Genomic DNA, 22,503 nt, shown 5'->3' with positions numbered 1-22,503 from the left:
CGTGGACTTCCGCTGTGACGGCGGATTCCACGAGGCCTCGTTTGTATGTAGTCGTATGGATTTGACCGGAAGTCTCAGACCACTCAGACCACGGTGAGAGTGACGACGGTGGCGTTGCCCTCCGTGTCGCGCAGGCGCACCTGCTGTCCGGCGGCGGGATTCTGCAAGCGCACCGTATGCGTCAGATCGCCCAGCGGCGCGGAGACCTTCACCTGCAGGCCCAGCGCCTCCAACGTCTGCGTGGCTTCGGTGGTGCTTTGGCCTCGCACGTCGGGAATCGTCACCATCTCGGGGCCTTTGGAGACGACCACATCGACCGTGTCGCCCCAATGCAACTGTGTGTCGGCCTCGACGGATGCGGAGATCACGTTGCCTGCCTCCACGGTGTCGCTGTATTCCTCGGTGATGTTCGCGGTCAGCTTCAAATCGTCCAAGGCCGCGGTCGCCTCATCTTGGGTGCGCCCCACGATATCCGGCATGCTCACCGGCATCGGCCCCTTCGACAGCACGATGGACACCTCGTCATTATGGTTGAGTGTGGTGCCCGGATCGGGGGAGACGCTTACGGCCGTGCCTTCGGGCAGATTCTCCGAATACACATCCTGCGATTCGTCATGCGTGACGTTGGAGAAACCGGCTTCCTTCAACGCGTCCAGAGGAGTCTTGCCCGATTCGGAGTTCGGGTCGAGGATATCCTCGGGGATGGTGGCCGTGCGCACGCCCTGAGAGACCGTCACGGTCAGTGTGGCGTTGTCGCGTTTGCTCACATGGCTGCCCACATAGGCGGTCGAATCGCCCACGGTGGCTGTGATCACCGAACCCTCGGGGATGTCGTCGCTGTAATCCTCGACGGTTTCGTACGGTATGCCCGCCACCTTCAGGGTGCTTTCGTAATCGCTCCACACGGCGCCTGCCAGCGAACAATCGGTCGCGCCTTCCTCACAGGTGACGTCGGTGGGCTGCGGCACCGACCAGTAGCTGCCGGGACCGAGGAAATACCACCAGGAGCCGCCCGAGCCGACCAACGCGAGCACCAGAACCACCACCAAAGCGATGATCAACGGTTTGCGGGGGCGTTTCTTCTTGGGGGATTCTCCGGCACCGTCTGAAGCGGCGGCGCCGTCGGTCATGATGGTCTGCGTGAACGCGTCATCCAGTCCGCCCAGAATCTGGGTCTGCTCGCCGAAGAAGCCATCGCCACGTGCGAGGGTGGATGCGGCGCCATCCGACTGGGGCAGCGGCACGACCCGCGTGGCCGCCGAATCGATGGCCGTGGTCGGCTGCGCGGTCGCCGAGGCCGGGGGGGCGGGCGGCAGGGATGAACCCGCGACGATCGGCGTGAACGTGGTGTCATCGGCCTTATCCGCAGCGTCAGACGAACCCTGATCCGGGGTTTTGCGGTACTGCCAATCCTCAATAGCCAACGAGGAGGTGAGCGCGCGCAGCTCGTCGGCGGCCTCGACGGCGCTCGCCGGACGCTGGTCGACCTGGCGTGCGGTCAGATGCGTGAGGAACGCGGCTACGGCCGGCGCGATGCCGGGACAGACGGTGGCGACGGACGGCACGTCCTCATGCACATGCTTGAACACCAACGTCACGGGATTGTCGGAATGGAACGGCACATCGCCGCTGAGCATCTCCCACGCCATAATGCCCACCGAATACAGGTCGCCCTGCGGGGTGGCCTGGTTGTTCTCGATCATCTCCGGCGCCAGATACGCGGCCGTGCCCAACAGCATGCCGGTGGATGAGAGCGTGGCCTGAGACGCGGCCTTCGCCAAGCCGAAATCGGTGATCTGCACATGGCCGCGGGAGTTGAGCAGGATGTTCTCGGGTTTGATGTCGCGGTGCACCACGCCGGCGCGATGCGCGGAGGCGAGCCCGTCCAAAGTTTCGGACACCACGCGCAGGGTCTCGCGCACCGAGAAGGTGCGCTGCTGGTTCATCTCATGGCGCAGATTCACGCCATGCACGTATTCCATCACCAGATAGTCCAAACCGTTGAACTCGCCGGTGTCGTACACCTGCACGATATGCGGGTTCGCGATGGCCGCGGCCGATTTGGCTTCGCGCCTGAACCGCTCCACGAACTGTTCGCGGTGGGGGCCCTGCGCGAGCTGGGTGTGCATCACTTTGACCGCCACCGTGCGGTCAAGTCGTTCGTCCACCGCCTCGAACACCGTGGCCATGCCGCCCTCGGCGATTTTGCGGACGACGCGGTAGCGGCCGTCGATCGTCGGCATGGTCTGGCCGTTGGGTTCCTCGAAGGCTTCAGTCATGATGGTGCTCGGTCAATTCCTTGATGTCGTGGTCCGAATGTCGCGGATCCGGTGTGTTCCCATGGAAAGGCCGCGATGCCGCGGCCCGTCACGCTTACTTAAGTGTACATGGCGTCAGTGCGTCGCGAAGGTGTTCATCGTAACGATTCTGGGATGAAATCACGGCATGCGGCAAGCAGCCGGTCCGCCGCCTCATCACGCAGTCCAAGCCGGGCGATGGCCTGACGCGACTGGCTCCACAGCGTGGCGATGCGCTCGCGGGAACGTTCGATCGCTCCGGTTTCGTCGAACAGGGCGATGACGCGGTCCACCTGCGCCTGATCGCGCTGGGTACGGGTGAAGATGGCGAGCAGCTCGTCGCGTTGCGCGTCGCTCGCCGCGGCCAACGCGTCCGCCAGCAGCACCGTGCGCTTGCCTTCGCGGATATCGCCTCCGACGGGCTTGCCGGTGGCGGCGCTGGCACCGATGACGTCGAGCAGATCGTCCGCAAGCTGGAAGGCCAGACCAAGCGGCAGCCCAATCGCCATTGCATGCCCGCGCGCCTGATCGGCCGGCATACCGACGGCGAGCATGGCGAAACGCAACGGCGCGATGGTGGTGTAGCTGGCGGTTTTCCAACGGAACACGTTCAGCGAGGCTTGGGAGAGTCCCTCCGGATCGTCCAGCGGTGAGGTCTCCACGGCCAGATCCAACACCTGTCCGATCTCCACCTCGCGGTGCATGTCGAGGAACGCGGCGACCAGATCGCCGCCGGAAGGCAGGTCGCGTACGGCCTGATGCACGATATCCACGCTTGCCGTGGCGAGAATGTCGCCCAGCATCAGTCCCAGCCCATTGCCGATGCTGCGGCTGCCCACCGCCTGTTCGAGCGCGCGGTGCGCGGACGGCTTGCCGCGGCGCAGATCGGAATCGTCGATGATGTCGTCATGCACCAGCGCGGCGGTCTGGAAGACTTCGATGCCGCACGCCAGATCGACCATGGCGTCACGCAGTCGAGCGTCCCCGTCCAGCGCGTCGAAGGCGGCGAGCGTCAGCAGCGCGCGCAGACGTTTGCCGCCCTCGCTGGAGGACACGGCCTGGGCGACCACCTCATCCATCACCCGCGCGCAATCCGCCGCCAACGCGTCGTCTTCGCCGCAAGGGGAGGGGAGGCCGGCGCGCTCGCGCACCAGTTCGGCGATGCGGGGCTCAATGCTCATACGGTCCGTTTCGGTAAGGCTCATGCCTTCTAACTTATCGACAGGCCATGTCGAATGTTGTGGACGCGTGGGGAAGTTATGCACATCGAAGCCGCTTTCGCGAGGCTGGTTCCACATCACCCGTTCCGGCTTGCGCGGCATACGCGCGCTCGCCCATGGTGGAGACATGAGTCGCGGATCGACCGAGGACTCCCGATTTGCCGCACCATTGCATAACGATGTCAAGGAGGACATGATGAACGCCACAGCCACCAACGTACGGGTGAACGACACACGTTTCCGCGCACGCATCCGCGAGGATGCCGAACACCGGAGCGATCCCATCGACGAGGATGTGCTTGAGGAGATGACGCGGCTGTTTCGCGCCCAACGCCGCAGAGACGGCCACCGCAAAGCGACGACGGCATGGTTGGACGGCCCTTTGGACGATTGGCTCGCCAACCTCGATGACGGCGTGGCCGAATTAAGCGTCGACGATATGGCCGCGATCGCCGTGGGCACATGCGAGACGTTGTCGATCCGCGACGCGCTGATCCTCTCGCTGATCACCGATGAGGAATCCTGTCCCAAAGCGCAGCTTATGGAGTTCGCAGCCCGACCCCACTTAGGGCGCTCGAAGCGGCGCATGTGCGAACTGCTGTCCGCCGCGTTCGAGGATGAGGGGCTCGCTCCTGATATGGAACGTTGCCAGACGGGCGTGATCATGCTGCTCGACATCGCCTGCTCGGTTCCGCCCGAACTCTCCGTGCAGCCGTTGGCGATGGTCGCCTACGCATTGTGGTGGATGGGAGACGAGCATGCCATCCTGTTCGCGATGCACTGCCTGGCCGTCGACGAGGATTGTTCGCTGGCGGCGATCGTCTTCTCGGCGATCAACCGAGGCATCACACCGGCCTGGTGCGCCCGCTGATTTGTGGGGTCGCGTCCGCCGCCGTGCGCGTGAGGGCGGCGGCGGACACGAAGGGAATTGCTCGCGGTGGGAATAATCGTCCTTGCGGGGTGGTTAACTCACATAGTTGACGATTTGCCCTTGCCAGAAGTGCGCCTTTATGGTATGTGCCGATGGCAGGAACACGCAGGAGGAAAGTTTTGGCCACGAAGGAAACGACGGCAACCAAGAACACGGCTGATGCGGATGAGGAGATGACCTCCGCCGCCAAGAAGCCGGCCGGGCGCAAGACCTCCGCCGCTAAAAAGACCGCCGGAGCCAAGAAAGCCGCTGGTGCGAAGAAGACCACGGCCAAAACCGCCGCCAAGAAATCCGCGGACGACAACGCCGAAGTGATCGACGACGCCGATCAGCTCGACGACGTCGACGATCTGGACGCCGACCAGGTGGACGACGTCGATTTGGACGTGGAGGATCTGGACGCCGAGGATCTCGATGTCGCCGCCGATGATGACGTCGAGGTGGATGACGATCTGGACGCCGACGATCTCGACGAGGATGTGCCGGACGATGAGGACGAGGCCGAGAAAGCCAAAGTTCCCGAACGTCCGAAGGAGAAGGGCGCGTTCGTGCTGTCCGATGCGGACGATGACGAGGAGCCTCCCGTCCGCGCAGGCAATCCGAAGCGTCGCGTGATCGCCGCCGGCGCCACCGCCGACCCCGTCAAGGACTACCTCAAGCAGATCGGCCGCGTGAGCCTGTTGAACGCCGAGCAGGAGGTCGACCTGTCCGAACGCATCGAAGCTGGCCTGTACGCGCAGCATCTGCTCGACACCGAAGGCGACACCATGGAGTTCAAGCGCAAGCGTGAGCTCAAGTGGGCCGCCTCCGACGGCAAGAAGGCCAAGGACCATCTGCTGGAGGCCAACCTGCGTCTGGTGGTGTCGCTGGCCAAGCGCTACACCGGCCGCGGCATGCTCTTCCTCGACCTCATTCAGGAAGGCAACCTCGGCTTGATCCGCGCCGTCGAGAAGTTCGACTGGAAGAAGGGCTTCAAGTTCTCCACCTACGCCACGTGGTGGATCCGCCAGGCCATCACCCGCGCCATGGCCGACCAGGCGCGCACCATCCGCGTGCCTGTGCACATGGTCGAAGTGATCAACAAACTCAGCCGTGTGCAGCGCCAGATGCTGCAGGATCTCGGCCGCGAACCCACGCCCGACGAGCTGGCGCGCGAGCTCGACATGCCCGTCGAGAAGGTGCAGGAAGTGCAGAAGTATGGCCGCGAGCCGATTTCGCTGCACACTCCGCTGGGTGAGGACGGCGATTCCGAGTTCGGTGATCTGATCGAGGACACCGACGCCATCGCCCCGTCCGACGCGGTCGCGTTCTCGCTGCTGCAGGAGCAGTTCAAGCAGGTTCTCGAGACGCTGTCTCCCCGCGAGGCGGGCGTGATCAAGATGCGTTACGGCCTTGAGGACGGCCAGCCCAAGACGCTCGACGACATCGGCCGCGTGTACGGCGTGACCCGCGAACGCATCCGCCAGATCGAATCGAAGACCATGTCGAAGCTGCGTCACCCCTCCCGTTCGCAGACCCTCCGTGACTTCCTTGACCAATGAAAGCCGCCGTTTTCCGTTCGGAAAACATAAGCGGCTTTCACGCGAGCCGGAAAAGGTGAAAGCCCAGTGGGCTTTCACCCCGGCGGAGCCATCCTTATAACCCAACGTGCCTCCAGCGGAGCAATCCATATAACAAGGACGGCCACCACCCGCCCGGTCCCACCATGTCCGCAGGCGAGATATCTCGTATAGTCCCCACAAGATAGAGAGTTATGGCAACTGAAGAATACGGCGCCAAAGACCTGTCCGTCCTCGAAGGACTGGACGCGGTGCGCAAGCGTCCCGGCATGTACATCGGCACCACTGACTCGCAGGGTCTTATGCACTGCCTGTGGGAGATCATCGACAACTCCGTGGATGAGGCGCTGGCCGGATTCTGCACCAACATCGTCGTGACCCTGCATACGGACGGTTCTGTGGAGGTGGCCGACAACGGCCGTGGCATCCCCGTCGACAAGGAGCCGAAAACCGGCTTGTCCGGCGTGGAGGTCGTGCTTACCAAACTGCATGCGGGCGCGAAGTTCGGCAACTCGTCGTACAACGCGGTCGGCGGTCTGCACGGCGTGGGCTCGTCGGTGGTCAACGCTTTGAGCTCCCGACTTGAGGTCGAGGTGGACCGCGACGGCAAAACCCACCACATGTCGTTCCATCAGGGCCATCCGGGCGTGTACACGGACGCCGATCCGGCTCATCCCTCGCCTGACTCTCCGTTCAAGCGCACCCGCAAGAACAAGCCCACCGAGCTTGAGGTCATCGGCAAAGTGCCGCCCAAAACCACGGGCACGCGCATCCGCTACTGGTATGACCCGGAGATCTTCAACAAGACGGCGGAATTCTCCTATGAGCAACTGGTCGACCGCGTGCGCCAGACCAGCTTCCTCGTGCCCGGACTGAAAATCACCGTCATCGACGAAAACATCCCCGAAGCTTCTTCTGTCATTCCGAAAGAATCGTCTGTCATTCCGAGCGAAGTCGAGGAATCTCCTTCCGTCATTGAGAGCGAAGCCTCCGCAACCCCCACCGTCGTCGACGGTGCTTTCGGCAAGCAGCCCGCCCACGAGCGCGTCGTGGAGTTCCTCCACACCGGTGGCGTCAAGGACTTCGTCGACTTCCTCTCCAAAGGCGAGGCCATCTCCGACATCTGGCGCATCCAAGGCGAGGGCACCTATAAGGAGGAGACCCAGGCCGTGGGCGCGGGCGGCGAACTGCACGCCGAGGAGATCGAGCGCACCTGCGGCGTCGACATCGCCCTGCGTTGGGTTAACGGCTACGACACCACAATCATGAGCTTCGTGAACATCGTGGAGACCCCCGGCGGCGGCATGCACGTCGACGGCTTCATGAACGCGATCACCAAGCAGATCCGCAAAACCGTCGAAGACAACGCACGCAAGCTCAAGGTGAACCTCAAGGACTCCGCCATGAAGGTGGAGCGCGACGACATCCAGGCCGGTCTGGTGGCCGTGGTCACCGTCCGTGTGGCCGAACCGCAGTTCCAAGGCCAGACCAAGGACGTGCTCGGCACCGCGCAGGTCAAGCCGATCGTCACCCGCTTGACCGACAAGCAGTTCGGTGAGATGATCACCGGTTCCAAGCGCGGGTTCAAGGACCAGTCGGGCCGCGTGCTGGAGAAGATCGTCGGCGAGATGCACGCGCGCATCCAGTCACGCAAGGCCAAGGAGGTCACGCGTCGTAAGAACGCGCTCGAATCCGCGTCCATGCCGGCCAAGCTCTCCGACTGCCAGCCGGGCAACGACGATGTGGCCGAACTGTTCATCGTGGAGGGCGATTCCGCACTCGGCACCGCCAAGGCCGCGCGCAACGCCGGCTTCCAGGCGCTGCTGCCGATTCGAGGCAAGATCCTCAACGTGCAGAAGGCCTCGATCACGCAGATGCTCGGCAACAAGGAATGCGCGGCCATCATCCAGGTGGTGGGCGCAGGTTCCGGCCAGAGCTTCGACATCACGCAGTCGCGCTACCACAAGGTCATCATGATGACCGATGCCGACGTGGACGGTGCGCATATCCGCATCCTGCTGCTCACCCTGTTCTACCGCTATATGCGGCCGCTGATCGAACACGGCTACGTGTACGCCGCCGTGCCGCCGCTGCACCGCATCGCGCTGACCGGCTCGCGCAAGGGCGAATACATCTACACGTATTCCGACGACGAGCTGGCCGTCAAACTCGCGGAGCTTGACGCCAAGCATATCGGCTACAACGACGACATCCAGCGGTACAAGGGTCTGGGCGAGATGGATGCCGACCAGCTGGCCGACACCACCATGGATCCGCGCACGCGCATGCTGCGCCGCATCCGCATGGAGGACGCCGCCAACGCCTCGGCCGTATTCGACCTGCTTATGGGCGACGATGTGCCGCCGCGCAAGCAGTTCATCGTCGACAACGCCGACGACTTCGACCGTTCCAAAATCGATACTTGATGGTTTTCCGTCATCCTGAGCGCAGGCCGTAGGCCGGAGTCGAAGGATCCCGCAGTCCGTGCAATGGCATGGAGGTTGTGAGATCCTTCGGCTCCGCTACGCTTCGCTCAGGATGACGTTGATAATGGTTATTCGTCATGCTGAGCGGAGTGCAACGAAGTCGAATCATCTCCACAGGATGGCGAAGTGTGCGCCGCCATATCGACGTTTATAGTGTGAAGCTGATATTCCATGCGTCGATGACGTTGTCCGGATTGGCAAAGCCGATAATCAGCCACCATGCCAGCACCAGCACGAATCCGATGGTGATCAGCGGCAAACGTTCGACGAACAGTCGTATCAGAGCCAACACCAGCATGATGGCCAACACCACGATGAACGTCATCGACAGGTACCGCAGCCAAGTCAGACCATAGGTCTGGATATACAAGGCGAGTCGCATGGCCGCGGATACGAGCATCACGCCGGTGGCTGCGATAAGGCCGATCTGCATGACAAGCAGTGGTATGCGTCGTGGCGCGTAGGTAAGAATAAAGCCGAATCCGATGAGGTTGGCCGAGGCGACGAATATGAGCTGGAAGAATCCCGTGCGCGCATATTCGGCATAGGTGTAACCATCCGGCAGACCATGCCCCACGAACAGGAACGTGAACTGTATGGCGCAGAACAGCAGATAGAACGCCAGTACGACACCGAGCACGACGCCGCTGATCAATGGGTCGAACGGGCGGCTGCGACGCGCCTTTTCAAGACTGGGCAGCGTGGGTTCATGGTCGCGGGTGTCCACGCTGGCGAGAAGCGAGAACAGGAACGGTGCCGGAGCCAGTATCACCATGACGTGCATGGTCAAGTCGCTCAGGTCGATATTCGACACCATATGGTTGAGCGTATAGGAGAACACTTCGTCCGCCTCCATCAACAGTGGCACGACCATGACCAGAATGGGCACGCAGATCAGCAGTGCCATTCCGATACGCCCCCAGAATCGCCGTAGCGACGTTCTACTGGTTGGGTCTTTCGCGCCGGTGACGAGGGCGGTCGCATCCGAACATGTGCGGGCCAGTATCGGCCAATGCGTGAACCATGAGAGCGTCCATCCGCGCAGCCAGTCGACGATAAGTTCCGATGGGCGATGGGTGTTGAATTTTCCCGATGAGAGTTGCAGAAAAGCCATCAATGCTGCGGGCAGCATGACCAGGGCGGTTGTGGTCGCATATGAGAGATTCGCCGGTGGAATGTGGAATGCGACGGTTTGCGTGGTGGCTGTCATCAGCCAGACGCTTATGGCGAGGATTGCGACGCCGGTGATCCACCACAAGACCGTGCGACGTGCGCGTGCGGCGAACAACGCCGTGCCTATCAGTGCGATGAGCGCGCACCAGCATCCCCATAACTGAAAAAGCGTGGTTTCGTCGCTGATTCCGCCGCTGGCGAGCAGCCGATCGAACAGCAGCGGAATGGCAAGAGCCGCCGCCAGCAAGGCGTACCGTCGTTTGAGCGGTATTGAGAGGGCGGTTTCCTCCCTTGATTCCGCCGCAATCGTATGGGGTGTTGCGGAGGATGCCTTCGGCTGGTCTGCTTGCGGGACCGGAGTAGTTGTCGGTTGCGGTTGGCTCGCGTCGTGCGGATGGTTGTCTGACATGCTGTCCCTCCTTCGTTCGGTTGCCGCCATCGTAAGCTATCGAAAAACGATAGATAGACATCGAATATCATTTCTTCACGGAAGTTGCATATCGATTTTCGATAGGTTATTATCGAAAATCGGTTATGGTGCCGTGTCGTGCGGTATCAGAATGCCTCTTGAGAATCTCAGAGGCGGCAGGAAAGGGAGCGTGATATGGAGCGGATCCATCGATTGAGTGGAGGAGAGGTGTCGGGAGGCGCGCGAGATGAGCGGCATCCCGTCGCCATCGCCGTGCTGAAAGGCCTGGTCGTGCTGTTCGAGCTGCTGTGTCTTACGGCACAGTGCGTCATCGTGCCGTTGTCTGGTGAAGTGGTCGCCGCATACCCTGAAACCGCGCCGATGCGCTGGCTTTATGTCGTGTTGGGGATTCTTGCCGTGGCGTGTTTCGAGGTCGCGTTGGTCGGCTTGTGGCGACTGCTGACGATGGTGCGTCGGCGTGACGTGTTTTCAGGCAAGGCGATGCGGCCCGTCAATCTCATCATCGGATGTGCCGGCGCGGAGGGCGTGCTGGTGTTCGTCGTGCTGTTGCTGTCCACGGTGCTGGAACCGCCCCTGATCTGGGATGCGGCCCAAAGCGCGTTCGTGCCAGCGGCGACGGGTATGCCGGCGCTTTCGCTGGCGTTGGTTGTGGCGCTGTTGCTGATCGTCGCCTTCATCATGCTGATGCTGGTTATGCGCTCGCTGCTCGCACAGGCGATCTCCCAGCGCGACGAGCTTGCGGCGGTGATCTGAATGACGATTCGTGTGAACCTTGATGTGATGCTCGCCAAACGCAAGATGAGCGTGAACGAATTGGCCGAACGCATCGGCATCACGCCGGTGAATGTGTCGGTGCTGAAAAACGGACGCGCCAAGGCGATCCGTTTCTCCACCCTCGACCAGATCTGCGACGTTCTGGACTGCCAGCCCGGCGATATCCTCGAATGGACGGAGGGTGAGGAGTAGCCGGGCGGTCGCGCTGTCTCCGATGCCTTCGACGCCCGGTTCAAATCCGTGTGGGGTACGACCCCGGGATGTTCCGACGTAAGGTCGACGTCCGCTTCGCGCCAGACTGTGGCGTACTTCGAGAAGAGGCCGGTGCGCGCTGACATTCGTAGTGATTTTTCCGTGTATCTTGCATGTCGCGGTATGAAACATGGTTGAATGACATCGTTATCATCCGTGAAGTCGTTATATGTGCGGAAGCGAGGGCGTATTGTGGTCAACCTGTTGTTGGCGGTAATCTACGTGGCGTTCATCAGTCTGGGACTGCCGGACTCATTGCTGGGTGCGGCCTGGCCCACCATGCACCAGGATCTCGGCGTGGCCGTCTCATGGCAGGGCGGCATCTCGATGATCATCTCCGCCGGCACCATCTTCTCCGCATTGATGAGCGACCGCATGACGCTCAAATTCGGCACGGGAAAAGTCACCGCGGTTTCGGTCGGCATGACCGCGGCCGCGCTGTTCGGCTTCTCCGTCGCGCCGAACTATTGGGTGCTGTTGCTTATCGCCATCCCGTACGGCCTTGGTGCGGGCGGCGTCGACGCGGCGTTGAACAACTACGTCGCCGTCCACTACAGCAGCCGTCATATGAGCTGGCTGCACTGCATGTGGGGCCTCGGCGCCTCGGTTGGCCCGTACTTTATGAGTTTCGCGCTGCTCAACGGCCAAGGCTGGCCGTGGGGATATCGCTACATCTCCATCCTGCAGGTGGTGCTCACGGCGATTCTGATATTCAGCCTGCCGTTGTGGAAAACGCGCGGCGCGGAATCCGCCGCCGATGAGAACGATACCACCGAGGCGTCGCTCGAACCGGCCGCGGCGAAGCCTTTGGGCCTGAGGGAAGTGCTCGCCATCCGTGGTGCCAAAGAAATCATGATCATGTTTTTCTGCTACTGCGCGGTCGAAACCACGGCCGGACTGTGGGCCAGCAGCTATATGGTGATGCATGTCGGCATTGACAAGACCACGGCAGCCAGCTGGGCCAGCCTGTTCTATGTTGGCATCACCGTCGGCCGCGCGCTGAGCGGATTCATGACCATGCGGTTCTCCGACCCGTCGATGATCCGTATCGGCCAGGCCACGGTGGTTCTCGGCATCGTGCTGATGGTGCTGCCCCTGCCCAACTATATCGGCGTGGTCGCAGGCTTGGTGACGGTCGGTCTTGGTTGCGCTCCGATTTATCCGTGTGTCATCCACTCCACGCCCACGTATTTCGGCGCGGACAAGTCGCAGGCCATCGTTGGCGTGCAGATGGCCAGCGCCTATGTTGGCTCGCTCGCTGCACCGCCGCTGTTCGGTCTGGTCGCGCAGTATGTGTCCATCGCCCTGTATCCGCTGTATATGCTTGTGATTCTCGTGCTGATGGTTGTGATGCACGAGCGTCTGCGCAAGCTGCGCGGCTAGTTTCGCGCCTGTATGTGCCTCTCGACCGGGATGGTGCGCGGGCCCCATGGGGTGGGGCTGATGCGTCTAGTCTCGGAAGGGGGATGGCTATGGTCGATGACGTAGGTTGCGAGTGTGGCTGATGCGCCGGTGCCGCGCCGGGTTGTCGTTTTGGTGCCGTCGTGCCTGATGGATGACCCGTTCGGAGGCCGACGCGCAGGCGCTCGCCAAGGTGACGGGCACGCTCTACAATCGAACATATGTACGATTGCATGGATGTGTTCGCCAAGCCCACCCGGGCATGGTTCACTCATGCGTTCGGCGAGCCCACCGAGGCGCAGCGGCAGGCGTGGCCTGCGATTCGATCCGGACGCGATACCTTGGTGATCGCGCCCACCGGATCAGGCAAGACCTTGGCCGCGTTCCTCTCATCCATCGATCGGCTGATGTCTCGCGCAGCGGACGAGTCACCTGCCCATGGTAGGCAAGGAGACGCTGACTCCTTACATGTTCGGAAGGCTCACGGCAGGCGCAAGACGGTCCGTGGCGTCACCGTGCTGTATATCTCGCCGTTGAAGGCCTTGGCGGCGGATGTGGCCAAAAACCTCATGCGTCCGCTTGACGGTATCGCTGCAGAATGCGAAGCGATGGGGCTTGACGCACCCGCGGTTACCGTGGCCATGCGCAGCGGTGACACCACGCCGGCCGAACGGCGGCATATCGCCACGCATCCGCCGGACATCCTCGTCACCACACCCGAATCGCTGTATCTAATGCTCACGTCGAAGGCATGCGACGTGCTGGCGACGGTCGACACGGTGATTGTGGACGAGGTGCACGCCGTGGCGGGCACCAAACGCGGCGCGCATCTGGCACTCAGCCTCGAACGGTTGGACGAGTTGGTGAGCCGGCATCAACACGACCATGACACGGAATCGGAACGGAACAATCAAGACGACGTATCGAATGCACGTATGCCTCGGCGCGTGCAGCGCATCGGCCTGTCCGCCACGGTGAAACCGCCCGAAGAAGTGGCACGGTTTCTTGCGGGCTCGCAGCCGGTGGGAATCGTCAACCCCGGAAGCGCGCCTGATATGGATTTAAGGATCGTCGAGCCTCTTTCCGATATGCGCGACCTGCAATCGGCGAATGTGAAGCACCGAGCCGGCGGCGTCGACGCGCGTCCTACCGGCGAACCCGCGATTTCGGGAGTCACCCCGGCCATGCGACGCTTGGCCAAACGCAAAGGATTGGCCAAAGCGGACGGCGACGGCATCGGCTATCAGGCCATCGTCGGCGCGGCGGGCGACGGCATGGGCGGCATGGGCTCGCCATCGGGTGACCAAGCCGGCTCGATATGGCCTGTCGTCGAACGCAGCGTGCTCGAGGAAATCCTCGCGCACAAAACCACGCTGGTGTTCGTGAACTCCCGAGGACTGGCCGAAAAACTCACCGCCCGCCTCAACGACCTCCACGCCGACACCATCGCTATGGCGCACCATGGATCCGTATCCAAAGACCGTCGCAAGCGCATCGAGGACGACCTCAAAAGCGGCAGGTTGCGTTGCGTGGTGGCGACCAGCAGTCTGGAACTCGGTATCGATATGGGGTCGGTCGATTTGGTCATTCAGATTGCGCCGCCGTTAAGCGTTTCCAGTGGACTGCAACGCGTCGGCCGCGCCGACCATCGCGTGGGCGGCGTCTCGCACGCCCTGTTCTACCCGTTGACCCGCGAGCAGATCATCGGTTCGGCCGCCAGCGTCGAAGCCATGCGGGCCGGCGATATCGAACCGATCCACGTGCCCCGCAATCCGCTCGACATCCTCGCCCAGCAGACGGTCGCCGCCGCGTCGATGGACGACCTCGACGCCGATCGTTGGTTCGAGGTCGTCCGGCGTGCCGCACCCTTCGCCGGTCTCGAACGCAGCGTCTTCGACTCGGTGATGGGTATGATGACCGGCGCCTACAACAGCGAGGACTTCTCCGCGTTCCGTCCGCCGCTGATGTTCAACGAGGATTCCGGTCTGATCGCCGCCCGCCCCGGAGCGCAACGATTGGCCGTCACCTCAGGCGGCACGATTCCCGACCGGGGACTGTACACCGTAGTGCTGCCCGAGGCTGACGCGGGCAAAGGGCCGCGCCGTGTGGGAGAACTCGATGAGGAGATGGTCTATGAATCGCGTGTCGGCGACGTCATCACCCTCGGCACCTCCACATGGCAGATTCAGGAGATCACCCGAGACCGTGTGACGGTGCTGCCCGCGCCCGGACGCACCGCGAGACTGCCGTTCTGGCATGGTGATGGCAACGGACGCGACGCTGCCTTCGGACGCACCAAAGGCCGTTTCCTGCGCGAAACCAGCGCCGCCCTCATCCTTGGGTTTCCCGACCGCGATGCAACCTTCTCCGGTCCTCCCGAACAAGATGCAACCTTCTCTCGTCATCCCGAACAGGACGTTACTTTTCTCCGTCATCCTGAGCGGAGCGAAGCGGAGTCGAAGGATCCCTCCCCGCGATTCGCCGAATCCACCGAACAACGCCTTATCGCCGACGGTCTCGACCGCAACTCCATCGACAATCTCGCCACGCTGCTCGCCGAACAGCGGGCCTGCACCGGCGTGGTGCCCAACGACCGCCATCTCATCATCGAACGATGCCCAAGCGAGGAAGGCGGATGGCAGGTCGTCCTCCATTCGCCGTACGGGCGGCGCATCCACGAGCCTTGGGCCATGGCCGTGAGCCACCGCATCAAACAGCGTTACGGATTCGACGGCCAGACCTACGCCGCGGACGACGGCATCATCATCCGATTGCCGGATGGCGTGGCGGTCGGGGACTCCCAGTCGCGCGACGAGGCGTCTGCGGATGCCGCAGCCGTCGACACCCCGTATGCCAGCCAGGGCCGGCAATCATCAGACAGACTGTCGCCCTCATGGCTGCGCAGCCTGTTCCTGTTCGACGCGGACGAACTGACGCGCGACGTGGAAACACAGGTCGGGGAGTCGGTGCTATTCGCAGCCCGGTTCCGCGAATGCGCGGCGCGTTCGTTGTTCCTGCCGCGCACCGATCCCGGCAAGCGCGTGCCGTTGTGGCAGCAACGTTTGCGGGCCGCGCAACTGCTCAACGCCGCGCGCACCCGACGCAACTTCCCACTGCTGTTGGAAACCGCGCGCGAATGCCTGCAGGACGTTTACGATATGGCCGCCCTACGCGAGCTCATGGTCTCGCTCAACGCCGGAACCATTGCGCTGGGGGAAGTGGAAACGCAGCGCCCCTCGCCGTTCGCGGAAAACCTGCTGTTCGGCTACGTCGGTCAGGTGATGTACCAGTATGACGTGCCGCAGGCCGAACGCAGCGCCCAACTGTTGTCGATCGACCCCGAGGTGCTGGAACGGTTGCTGGGAAGCGCCGATATGACCAGCGTGCTCGACGGGCAGGTCATCGCTGAGGTCGAAGCGGAACTCGCCGCACGCACGTTCTGGAACGACCTCGAAGCCTCCGATGTAACCGGCCGCATCGCACGCTTCGCCAAAATCCACGGCCCCTTCACCGCCGACCAGGTGATACGCGAGCTGGATTTGGACGCCTCAACCGTCGTCCGCACGCTCGACGAGCTCACCATGCGCGGCGAACTGCTGCACGGCCGCTTCACGGCCCAATCCATGCCGGGGAAGTCAGGGAAGCCGGGGAATGCCCACACGGATGCAAGGGGAGCGGATGGCTTGGAGTCACATGCCACGGAACCGCGTGCCGTGGAACCGTCTGTAACGGAACCACATGCCGCGGAATCGCAACCTGACCAATGGCTGCACAGGGATGTGTTCCGGCGGATCCGTTCGCGTTCGCTCAAGAAGGCGCGCGCCGCCATCACACCGGTGGATCCGGCGGCGTTCCAAACCTTCCTGCTCGACCGGCAGGGCATCGGTCCTGTTGGCGGCGAACGATACGAGGGCGTCGATGGATTGATGCGCGTCATCGAACAGCTGGAAGGCGTCGCGCTGCCGGCATCCGTATGGGAACGCAGCGTGTTTCCGGCCCGCGTGCGTGACTATCAGCCCGCATTGCTTGACGAGCTCATCACCTCCGGTGGTGTGATCTGGGTCGGGGCGCAATCCGGTGCCAAACCCAAGGGGCGTTCCAAAGAGCCTGGATTGGTGTCGTTCCATCCTGCCGACGCGGTGTTTCCTGAACAATCCACCCGTGGTCAGCGGCGCGAGGCCGCGGGCGTGGGAATCCTGCCCGACGCGATCGCCGATGTGCTGTCGTCGTCGGGCGCGTACCGGGCCGACCAGCTGGCGGATCTGTCGCGCAGGCGATGGGAGGAGATAGCGCCCGAAGTGGACCCCGACACCGGTGAGATCGTCGACAAAGCATGGTCGAGCAGTCAATTCGAAGAGGCGCTCTGGTCGCTGGTATGGCAGGGAAGGGTGACCAACAGCTCATTCGCGCCGGTGAGGGCGTTGGACTCCGGTATGCGTACGGTGCGGGCTCCATCGCGGGCCGCGCGCAGGCATGTCCGTGTGTCTGCGGCCGTATCATCCGCCATGTCGGGCCTGTGGATGGCAGTGGGTGACGGACGGCAGGCCGCAAGCCCGGAACAGGTGGCGATCGCGCGCGTCGAAGCTCTGCTGGACCGCTACGGGGTGGTCGCGCAGCCGCTTGCGGACAAGGAGAATCTGCCGGGAGGATTCTCCGCGCTGTACCCGGTGTTGAGGCGCATGGAGGAGCACGGCACGCTGGTGCGTGGCATGTTCGTCAAAGGATTCGGCGCGGCCCAATTCGCATCCAAAGAGGTGGTCGACGTGCTGCGCCAGGCGTCGGAAGGCCACGTCGAATCGGCGGTGGCATTGAGCGTGCTCGACCCCGCGAACCTCGCCGGATCTGCGGCGGCTTGGCCTGACGTGCCTGCGGGCGCGATCAAACCGATCCGTCGCGCCGGTGGCGTGGTCGTCATCGCCGCCGGGCAGCCGGTCGCCTATGCCGCGGTCAAATCCAAACACCTCACCATATTCGACGAACCAGCCGGGCTGGGCGGTGAGAACCGTGAATGCGGCGAGAACCGTGAGAACCGTGAAAACAGCAAAAACCGCGAGAGTAGCGAGAAGCGCGAGAGTAGCGAGAACCGTGAAAACCGCGAACACGACGCTCTGCTGCGGCGTGCTTTAAGCGAACTCGTATACGCCTTGCGGCGCGATACTCCCATTGGCAGCATCACATTCGCCGATGCGAACGGCGAATCGTTTACCGGAGGCAACCCTTATGCATGGGTGCTGCGTCAAGTGGGATTCACACTCACGCCGCAAGGCATGAAACTATATCGCTAAACGTCCAAGCTGCAATGCTGAACGTCTTAGTGATTCAGGAATTGATCATGGCTTCGATGTTGTTGCCTTCGGGATCATGCACGAAGGCCGCGTAATAGTTCGGGCCGTAATGCGGGCGCGGGCCGGGCTCGCCGTTGTCGGTGCCGCCGTTCGCCAAACCGGCCGCATGGAAGGCCGCGACCGCATCGGTATCGGGCGCTTGGAAGGCCACGTGCATCGGCACGACGTCGGCACCTTCCTTCGCCGTCGATACGAACACGCTGGAGCCGTCCGCATGGGCGAACTGCTGCACGCCGGGGAACGCCACGCCGCGTGCGTATCCCAACGGCTCCAACGCCGCATCGTAGAAGGCGACCTCGCCTTCGAAATCCTTCACGGTGATGGTCAGATGATCGATCATGGCATTACCCTCCTTGGATGATGACGGCCGCGATGCCGTCATCATCCACTGTAATCCATAGGGCTCGCCAAAGCGACGCGGTTCGCGTCAGCCGATGAAGGCGATGGGGGTGGCGAGGTCGGTTCCCGAACCGTCGCGGCGCATATCCGGCTTGGGCAGTTCGACGGGGGAGTTGCCCTCGCTCGACGCATGCAGCGGGTAGGCGCCCACCCATGCGAGGATCAGCGTGTTCTGCCCCTTGAGGAAGCGCTGCGAACGCACGCCGCCGGTGCCGCGACCCTTGGTCGGATACATCTCCAACGGTGTGATCTTCGCCGCACCGTTCTCGGTGCCGGGCAGGGCCTCAGAATCGCCTGCCACGGTCAGCACCACCGCGCCGGATGCCGAGGACAGGCCGTTTTCGCCCTCCTCATACACCCAAGCGATCTTGCCCGCGGGCACCACGTTAAACGCGGCCACCTGCTCACCCTCGGCCAAGCGGATGCCGGCCATGCCTCCGGCCGTGCGGCCCTGTGGACGCACATTGGCCGCCTCGAAGGTCAGCAGCGAGGAATCCGTGGCGATGAACACCAGACGATCCTCATCCTCGGCGGGAGCGGCGAACAGCGCCACATCGCCATCCTTCAGGTCGATAATCGGCCACGAATCCATCGTGGTGGGCGACTCGCGGTTCCACCGCTTGACCACGCCGCCCCGCGTGCCGATCGCCAACGGCGGCAACGCGGCCGTCTCGCCGGAGGAGGCTTCGGCGTTTTCGGAACCTTCACCCTCGCCGGAAGACGGCTTCGCCGGCTCCATCGCAATGGCGGTGATCACCTTCTCGCCCGGCACCGGGTCGGTGCTTTCGGTCATGCCGATCAGCTCATCCGCCTTCACACCGCCGGTCAACGCTAGCGTGGTCGACGCGGGCAACGCGGGAAGATCGGCCACATGCGCCAGCACCAGACGGCCCGCTGAGGTCACCAGACCATAGGATGCGCGGGTCGAGGTCGGGAAGATGGAAACGATCTGATCATCGGGCACACGCTTATCGGAGGCGGAACGCGTGTCGAACACGTCCATCGCGCTGGGTGTGGTGCGCGCGATCAAGCCGGAGGCGCTCATCATCACCACGCACGGCTCGTCCTCGATCTTCAACGCGCCCGCAAGCAGCGCATCCTCGCCGCTCTTCTTCGCGGCCTGCGCGGCGGCCTCCACATCGGCGGCCGCGGACGACACGGTCTGCGCCGAACGCACGGCCTCCATCGCGGACAAGGACACGCTGGAATCGCCCTCGATTTGCACCGGTGCCAACGCGCCGTCCTCACCCGCGTCCAACAGCACCGTGCGGCGCGGCGAACCGTATTTGGCGGCGGCCTCGTCCATCTCACGCACCACCACGGCGTCCAGCTCCGCCTCGGAGGAGAGGATGCGGTCGAGTTCTTCGATGCGGCGCTTCAACTCGTCACGCTCGGCCTCGAGCTCGATGCGGCTCATACGGGTCAGTCGGCGCAGACGCAGGTCGAGAATGTACTGGGCCTGGATCTCATCGAGGTCGAACACGGCCATCAGGCGTGTTTTGGCGGCGTCCGCGTCGTCGGAGGAGCGGATCACCTGGATGACCTCGTCGATGTCGACCATGGCGAGCAGCAAACCGTCGACCAAATGCAGGCGTTCCAGCGCCTTCTTGCGGCGGTATTCGCTACGCCTGCGGATCACCACGCGACGGTGGTCGATCCACACCTGGAGCATCTCCTTCAAGCCCATGGTGTGCGGGCGGCCCTCGACCAGCGCCACATTGTTGATGGCGAAGTTGTCTTGCAAAGGCGTGTGCTTGAACAGCTGCACCAACACTGCATGCGGGTCGAATCCGGTTTTGATCTCGATGACGATGCGTGTGCCGTTATGACGGTCCGTCAGATCGATCGCGCCGGAGATGCCCTCCAGCTTGCGGTTCTTCACACCGTCGGAGATGCGCTCCAGCACCTTCTCCGGTCCCACCATATAGGGCAGTTCGGTCACGACGATCGCCTTCTTGCGGGCGGTCACGTTTTCGACATGTGTGGCGGCGCGCGTGGTCAGCGTGCCACGGCCCGTCGCATACGCCTCGCGAATGCCGTCGCGGCCGATGATGATGCCGCCGCCCGGCCAATCCGGTCCCGGCACGCGCCGCATCAGCTCCTCAAGGGAGGCGTCCGGATTCGTCATCAGATACTTCGCGGCCGACACCACCTCGCCGAGATTATGCGTGGCGAGATTCGTGGCCATACCCACCGCGATGCCCGAACCGCCGTTGACCAGCAGATTCGGGATCGCCGCCGGCAGCACGGTCGGCTCTTTGAGCTTGTTGTCGTAGTTCGGTGTGAAATCGACGGTGTCTTCGTCGATGTCGGCGTTCATGCCCAACGCCGCCGGTCCCAGGCGGGCCTCGGTGTAACGTGATGCCGCGGGGCCGTCGTCAAGGGATCCGAAATTGCCATGGCCATCCACCAAGGGCAGACGCATGGCGAAAGGTTGCGCCAGACGCACCATGGCCTCGTAGATCGCGGAATCGCCGTGCGGATGGAGCTTACCCATCACCTCGCCGACCACACGGGCGGACTTCATGTACGGACGGTCCGGAGTGAGGTTCATCTGGCCCATCTGATAGACGATGCGTCGCTGCACCGGCTTCATGCCGTCGCGGGCGTCGGGCAATGCACGCGCGTAGATCACCGAATACGCGTATTCGAGGAACGATTTGCTCATCTCCTCGTTCAACGGCGTTTCGACGATATGCTCCTTGACCGTACGCGGGTCATAGGCCGGCTGGGCCGGTTTGCGTGATGCCATATGCGCTCCCTCAGTTCGAACAACCGCCCCATAATACCGTCAACATGTCCCAAAGCCGAGAATCGGCGAAAACGGGGTGTCCGAAAGGCTCCGCGAAAGGCACTTCTGAGAAGTCGTTGTGCTTGAATGTGAGATTATGAGCGTCGAAGTGCCGGAAATGGAAGAATTATTGCGTTTGGTGCCCACCGCGCAATATGGGGATGCGTCGCCGCATGGCGACGGGCGGGGGGACACCTCCAATACGTCGTCACATGGGCCGTCACATGAGTTGGCAAACGCGCCGTCAAATGCGCTATCAAACGAGTCACGCGGGGCTGTCCAAGACGAATCCCGCGGCGGCGCGCTGCATCTGTCGTCGCTGCTGCCCGCCGTATCCTCGGCCATTGGACACCCCATCGCCACCGCGGTGCACTCCGACCCGCGCCGCCTGCAAGCCGCGTTGGGCCTGCCCGATGTGAAATCCGCCATCGTCGTGTTGGTGGACGGATTGGGCTACTGGAACATCGCCATGAGACTGGGCCACGCGCCCACATTGCGTTCGCTGATGAACGACTCCGCCAACCAGCGCCCCATCTCCACATGCGCGCCCAGCACCACGGTCGCCGCAATGGCCACCTTCGGCACCGGCACCTGCCCGGGACTGACCGGCATGACCGGCTACACGCAGAAGAATCCGAACACCGGCCAGCTCAGCCAGCTCATCCAATTCAAGGAGGCGTTGGAACCCACCGACCTGCAACGCCAACCCACCATATTCGAAAGTCTTCGGGAATGCGGCGTGCGCGTCACCAGCTCCGGCCTGCCCAAATTCGCCAACTCGCCGCTCACCCAGGCCGCGCTGCGCGGCTCCGACTACATCGGCGGCGTGACCCCGCGCGACCGCGTACTCGCCGCCTGCAAGGCCGCCGCAACCCCCGGCCTGAGCTACCTGTACATCCGCGACGCCGACAAAGTGGGGCACAACTATGGTTGGGACTCCGACCAGTGGATCGCCACCTTCGAACGCATCGACGCGCAACTGGGACTGCTGCGGCGCAGCGCGCCCGCCGGCACGCTGATACTGGTCACCGCCGACCACGGCATGGTCACCGCCGATCCCGCCGAACGCATCGACATCGCCGAGAATCCACAGCTGGCCCAAGGCGTGGAACTCGTCGGGGGAGAGCCGCGTTCGGTGATGCTGTACGCGGACCGGAACACCTCCGCCGAGGAACTGGCTGAACGGTGGACGCAATCGCTGGGAAGCAAGGCTTTGGTGCGCACCAAAACGCAAGCCATCGAACAGGGCATGTATGGAACGGTGGACGCGCGTGTGCTGCCCATGATCGGCGACGTGCTCGTGCAGGCCACGGGCTCGGTCACCATCGTCGATTCGCGCTCGCAGTCGGAGAAGGCCACACGCCTGCCCAGCGTTCACGGCTCGCAGACGCGCTTGGAAATGGATATTCCCTGCCTGATCGACGTGGTGTGAGCGGATTCGCTTC

At 63.1% G+C, this 22,503-nt stretch carries 13 protein-coding genes; 8 read left to right on the top strand and 5 right to left on the bottom strand.

What is annotated here, in order from left to right; translation table 11 throughout:
• Positions 1-83 precede the first annotated feature (83 nt).
• Together AC1AV0_RS06250 and AC1AV0_RS06245 are read right to left on the bottom strand one after the other, a co-directional pair.
• Positions 84-2,279, bottom strand: coding sequence for a Stk1 family PASTA domain-containing Ser/Thr kinase (locus tag AC1AV0_RS06250; RefSeq protein ID WP_476572184.1), 2,196 nt, complete (start codon positions 2,277-2,279; stop codon positions 84-86).
• Positions 2,280-2,413: 134 nt separating this feature from the next.
• Positions 2,414-3,502: a polyprenyl synthetase family protein gene (locus AC1AV0_RS06245; RefSeq protein WP_476572182.1), complete on the bottom strand. Its 1,089-nt coding sequence runs from the start codon at positions 3,500-3,502 to the stop codon at positions 2,414-2,416.
• 208 nt (positions 3,503-3,710) lie between these two features.
• Between AC1AV0_RS06245 and AC1AV0_RS06240 the strand changes: the two genes are divergently transcribed.
• From AC1AV0_RS06240 to AC1AV0_RS06230, 3 genes are all read left to right on the top strand, one after another.
• Positions 3,711-4,388 carry a DUF4192 domain-containing protein gene (locus AC1AV0_RS06240; protein ID WP_476572180.1) on the top strand — a complete coding sequence of 226 codons (678 nt, stop codon included), beginning with the start codon at positions 3,711-3,713 and terminating at the stop codon, positions 4,386-4,388.
• 179 nt (positions 4,389-4,567) lie between these two features.
• The gene (locus tag AC1AV0_RS06235; RefSeq protein WP_476572178.1) at positions 4,568-5,989 is read left to right on the top strand and encodes an RNA polymerase sigma factor; all 1,422 of its coding nucleotides are present in this window, start codon (positions 4,568-4,570) and stop codon (positions 5,987-5,989) included.
• A 212-nt stretch (positions 5,990-6,201) separates the two neighbouring features.
• Positions 6,202-8,433 (top strand): DNA gyrase/topoisomerase IV subunit B, encoded by a 2,232-nt coding sequence (locus tag AC1AV0_RS06230; RefSeq protein WP_476572176.1) that lies wholly within the window; start codon positions 6,202-6,204, stop codon positions 8,431-8,433.
• 208 nt (positions 8,434-8,641) lie between these two features.
• Here AC1AV0_RS06230 and AC1AV0_RS06225 read toward each other — a convergent pair whose 3' ends face one another.
• On the bottom strand, positions 8,642-10,075 hold the full coding sequence (locus AC1AV0_RS06225) for a DUF4153 domain-containing protein (protein ID WP_476572174.1): 1,434 nt from the start codon (positions 10,073-10,075) through the stop codon (positions 8,642-8,644).
• 195 nt (positions 10,076-10,270) lie between these two features.
• Between AC1AV0_RS06225 and AC1AV0_RS06220 the strand changes: the two genes are divergently transcribed.
• The 4 genes from AC1AV0_RS06220 (at position 10,271) to AC1AV0_RS06205 (ending at position 17,808) form a co-directional block, all read left to right on the top strand.
• A complete protein-coding gene (locus tag AC1AV0_RS06220; RefSeq protein WP_476572172.1) occupies positions 10,271-10,849 on the top strand; it encodes a DUF2975 domain-containing protein in 579 nt (192 codons plus the stop codon).
• Positions 10,850-11,062, top strand: a complete 213-nt coding sequence (locus AC1AV0_RS06215) for a helix-turn-helix domain-containing protein (protein ID WP_476572170.1) — start codon at positions 10,850-10,852, stop codon at positions 11,060-11,062.
• A gap of 252 nt (positions 11,063-11,314) precedes the next feature.
• Positions 11,315-12,505 carry an MFS transporter gene (locus AC1AV0_RS06210; RefSeq protein ID WP_476572168.1) on the top strand — a complete coding sequence of 397 codons (1,191 nt, stop codon included), beginning with the start codon at positions 11,315-11,317 and terminating at the stop codon, positions 12,503-12,505.
• A 239-nt stretch (positions 12,506-12,744) separates the two neighbouring features.
• Complete coding sequence (locus AC1AV0_RS06205) at positions 12,745-17,808, top strand: Lhr family ATP-dependent helicase (protein WP_476572166.1); 5,064 nt, start codon at positions 12,745-12,747, stop codon at positions 17,806-17,808.
• A 34-nt stretch (positions 17,809-17,842) separates the two neighbouring features.
• On the opposite strand, the gene AC1AV0_RS06200 is transcribed toward AC1AV0_RS06205, so the two are convergent.
• Together AC1AV0_RS06200 and AC1AV0_RS06195 are read right to left on the bottom strand one after the other, a co-directional pair.
• Positions 17,843-18,208, bottom strand: coding sequence for a VOC family protein (locus tag AC1AV0_RS06200; RefSeq protein ID WP_476572164.1), 366 nt, complete (start codon positions 18,206-18,208; stop codon positions 17,843-17,845).
• 87 nt (positions 18,209-18,295) lie between these two features.
• Positions 18,296-21,019 (bottom strand): DNA gyrase/topoisomerase IV subunit A, encoded by a 2,724-nt coding sequence (locus tag AC1AV0_RS06195; RefSeq protein WP_476572162.1) that lies wholly within the window; start codon positions 21,017-21,019, stop codon positions 18,296-18,298.
• A gap of 136 nt (positions 21,020-21,155) precedes the next feature.
• On the opposite strand from AC1AV0_RS06195, the gene AC1AV0_RS06190 reads away from it, so the two are divergent.
• Positions 21,156-22,490, top strand: a complete 1,335-nt coding sequence (locus AC1AV0_RS06190; protein ID WP_476572160.1) for an alkaline phosphatase family protein — start codon at positions 21,156-21,158, stop codon at positions 22,488-22,490.
• Positions 22,491-22,503: the final 13 nt, after the last annotated feature.

The organism is Bifidobacterium sp. LH_558, assembly GCF_056356295.1.
This window is presented reverse-complemented; position numbering and strand designations above follow the sequence as displayed.

Excerpts from the sequence above, each read along its gene's own strand:
- AC1AV0_RS06250 (WP_476572184.1), bottom strand. The coding sequence starts at position 2,279 with ATGACTGAAGCCTTCGAGGAACCCAACGGCCAGACCATGCCGACGATC.
- AC1AV0_RS06245 (WP_476572182.1), bottom strand. The coding sequence starts at position 3,502 with ATGAGCCTTACCGAAACGGACCGTATGAGCATTGAGCCCCGCATCGCC.
- AC1AV0_RS06240 (WP_476572180.1), top strand. The coding sequence starts at position 3,711 with ATGATGAACGCCACAGCCACCAACGTACGGGTGAACGACACACGTTTC.
- AC1AV0_RS06230 (WP_476572176.1), top strand. The coding sequence starts at position 6,202 with ATGGCAACTGAAGAATACGGCGCCAAAGACCTGTCCGTCCTCGAAGGA.
- AC1AV0_RS06225 (WP_476572174.1), bottom strand. The coding sequence starts at position 10,075 with ATGTCAGACAACCATCCGCACGACGCGAGCCAACCGCAACCGACAACT.
- AC1AV0_RS06220 (WP_476572172.1), top strand. The coding sequence starts at position 10,271 with ATGGAGCGGATCCATCGATTGAGTGGAGGAGAGGTGTCGGGAGGCGCG.
- AC1AV0_RS06215 (WP_476572170.1), top strand. The coding sequence starts at position 10,850 with ATGACGATTCGTGTGAACCTTGATGTGATGCTCGCCAAACGCAAGATG.
- AC1AV0_RS06205 (WP_476572166.1), top strand. The coding sequence starts at position 12,745 with ATGTACGATTGCATGGATGTGTTCGCCAAGCCCACCCGGGCATGGTTC.
- AC1AV0_RS06200 (WP_476572164.1), bottom strand. The coding sequence starts at position 18,208 with ATGATCGATCATCTGACCATCACCGTGAAGGATTTCGAAGGCGAGGTC.
- AC1AV0_RS06195 (WP_476572162.1), bottom strand. The coding sequence starts at position 21,019 with ATGGCATCACGCAAACCGGCCCAGCCGGCCTATGACCCGCGTACGGTC.
- AC1AV0_RS06190 (WP_476572160.1), top strand. The coding sequence starts at position 21,156 with ATGAGCGTCGAAGTGCCGGAAATGGAAGAATTATTGCGTTTGGTGCCC.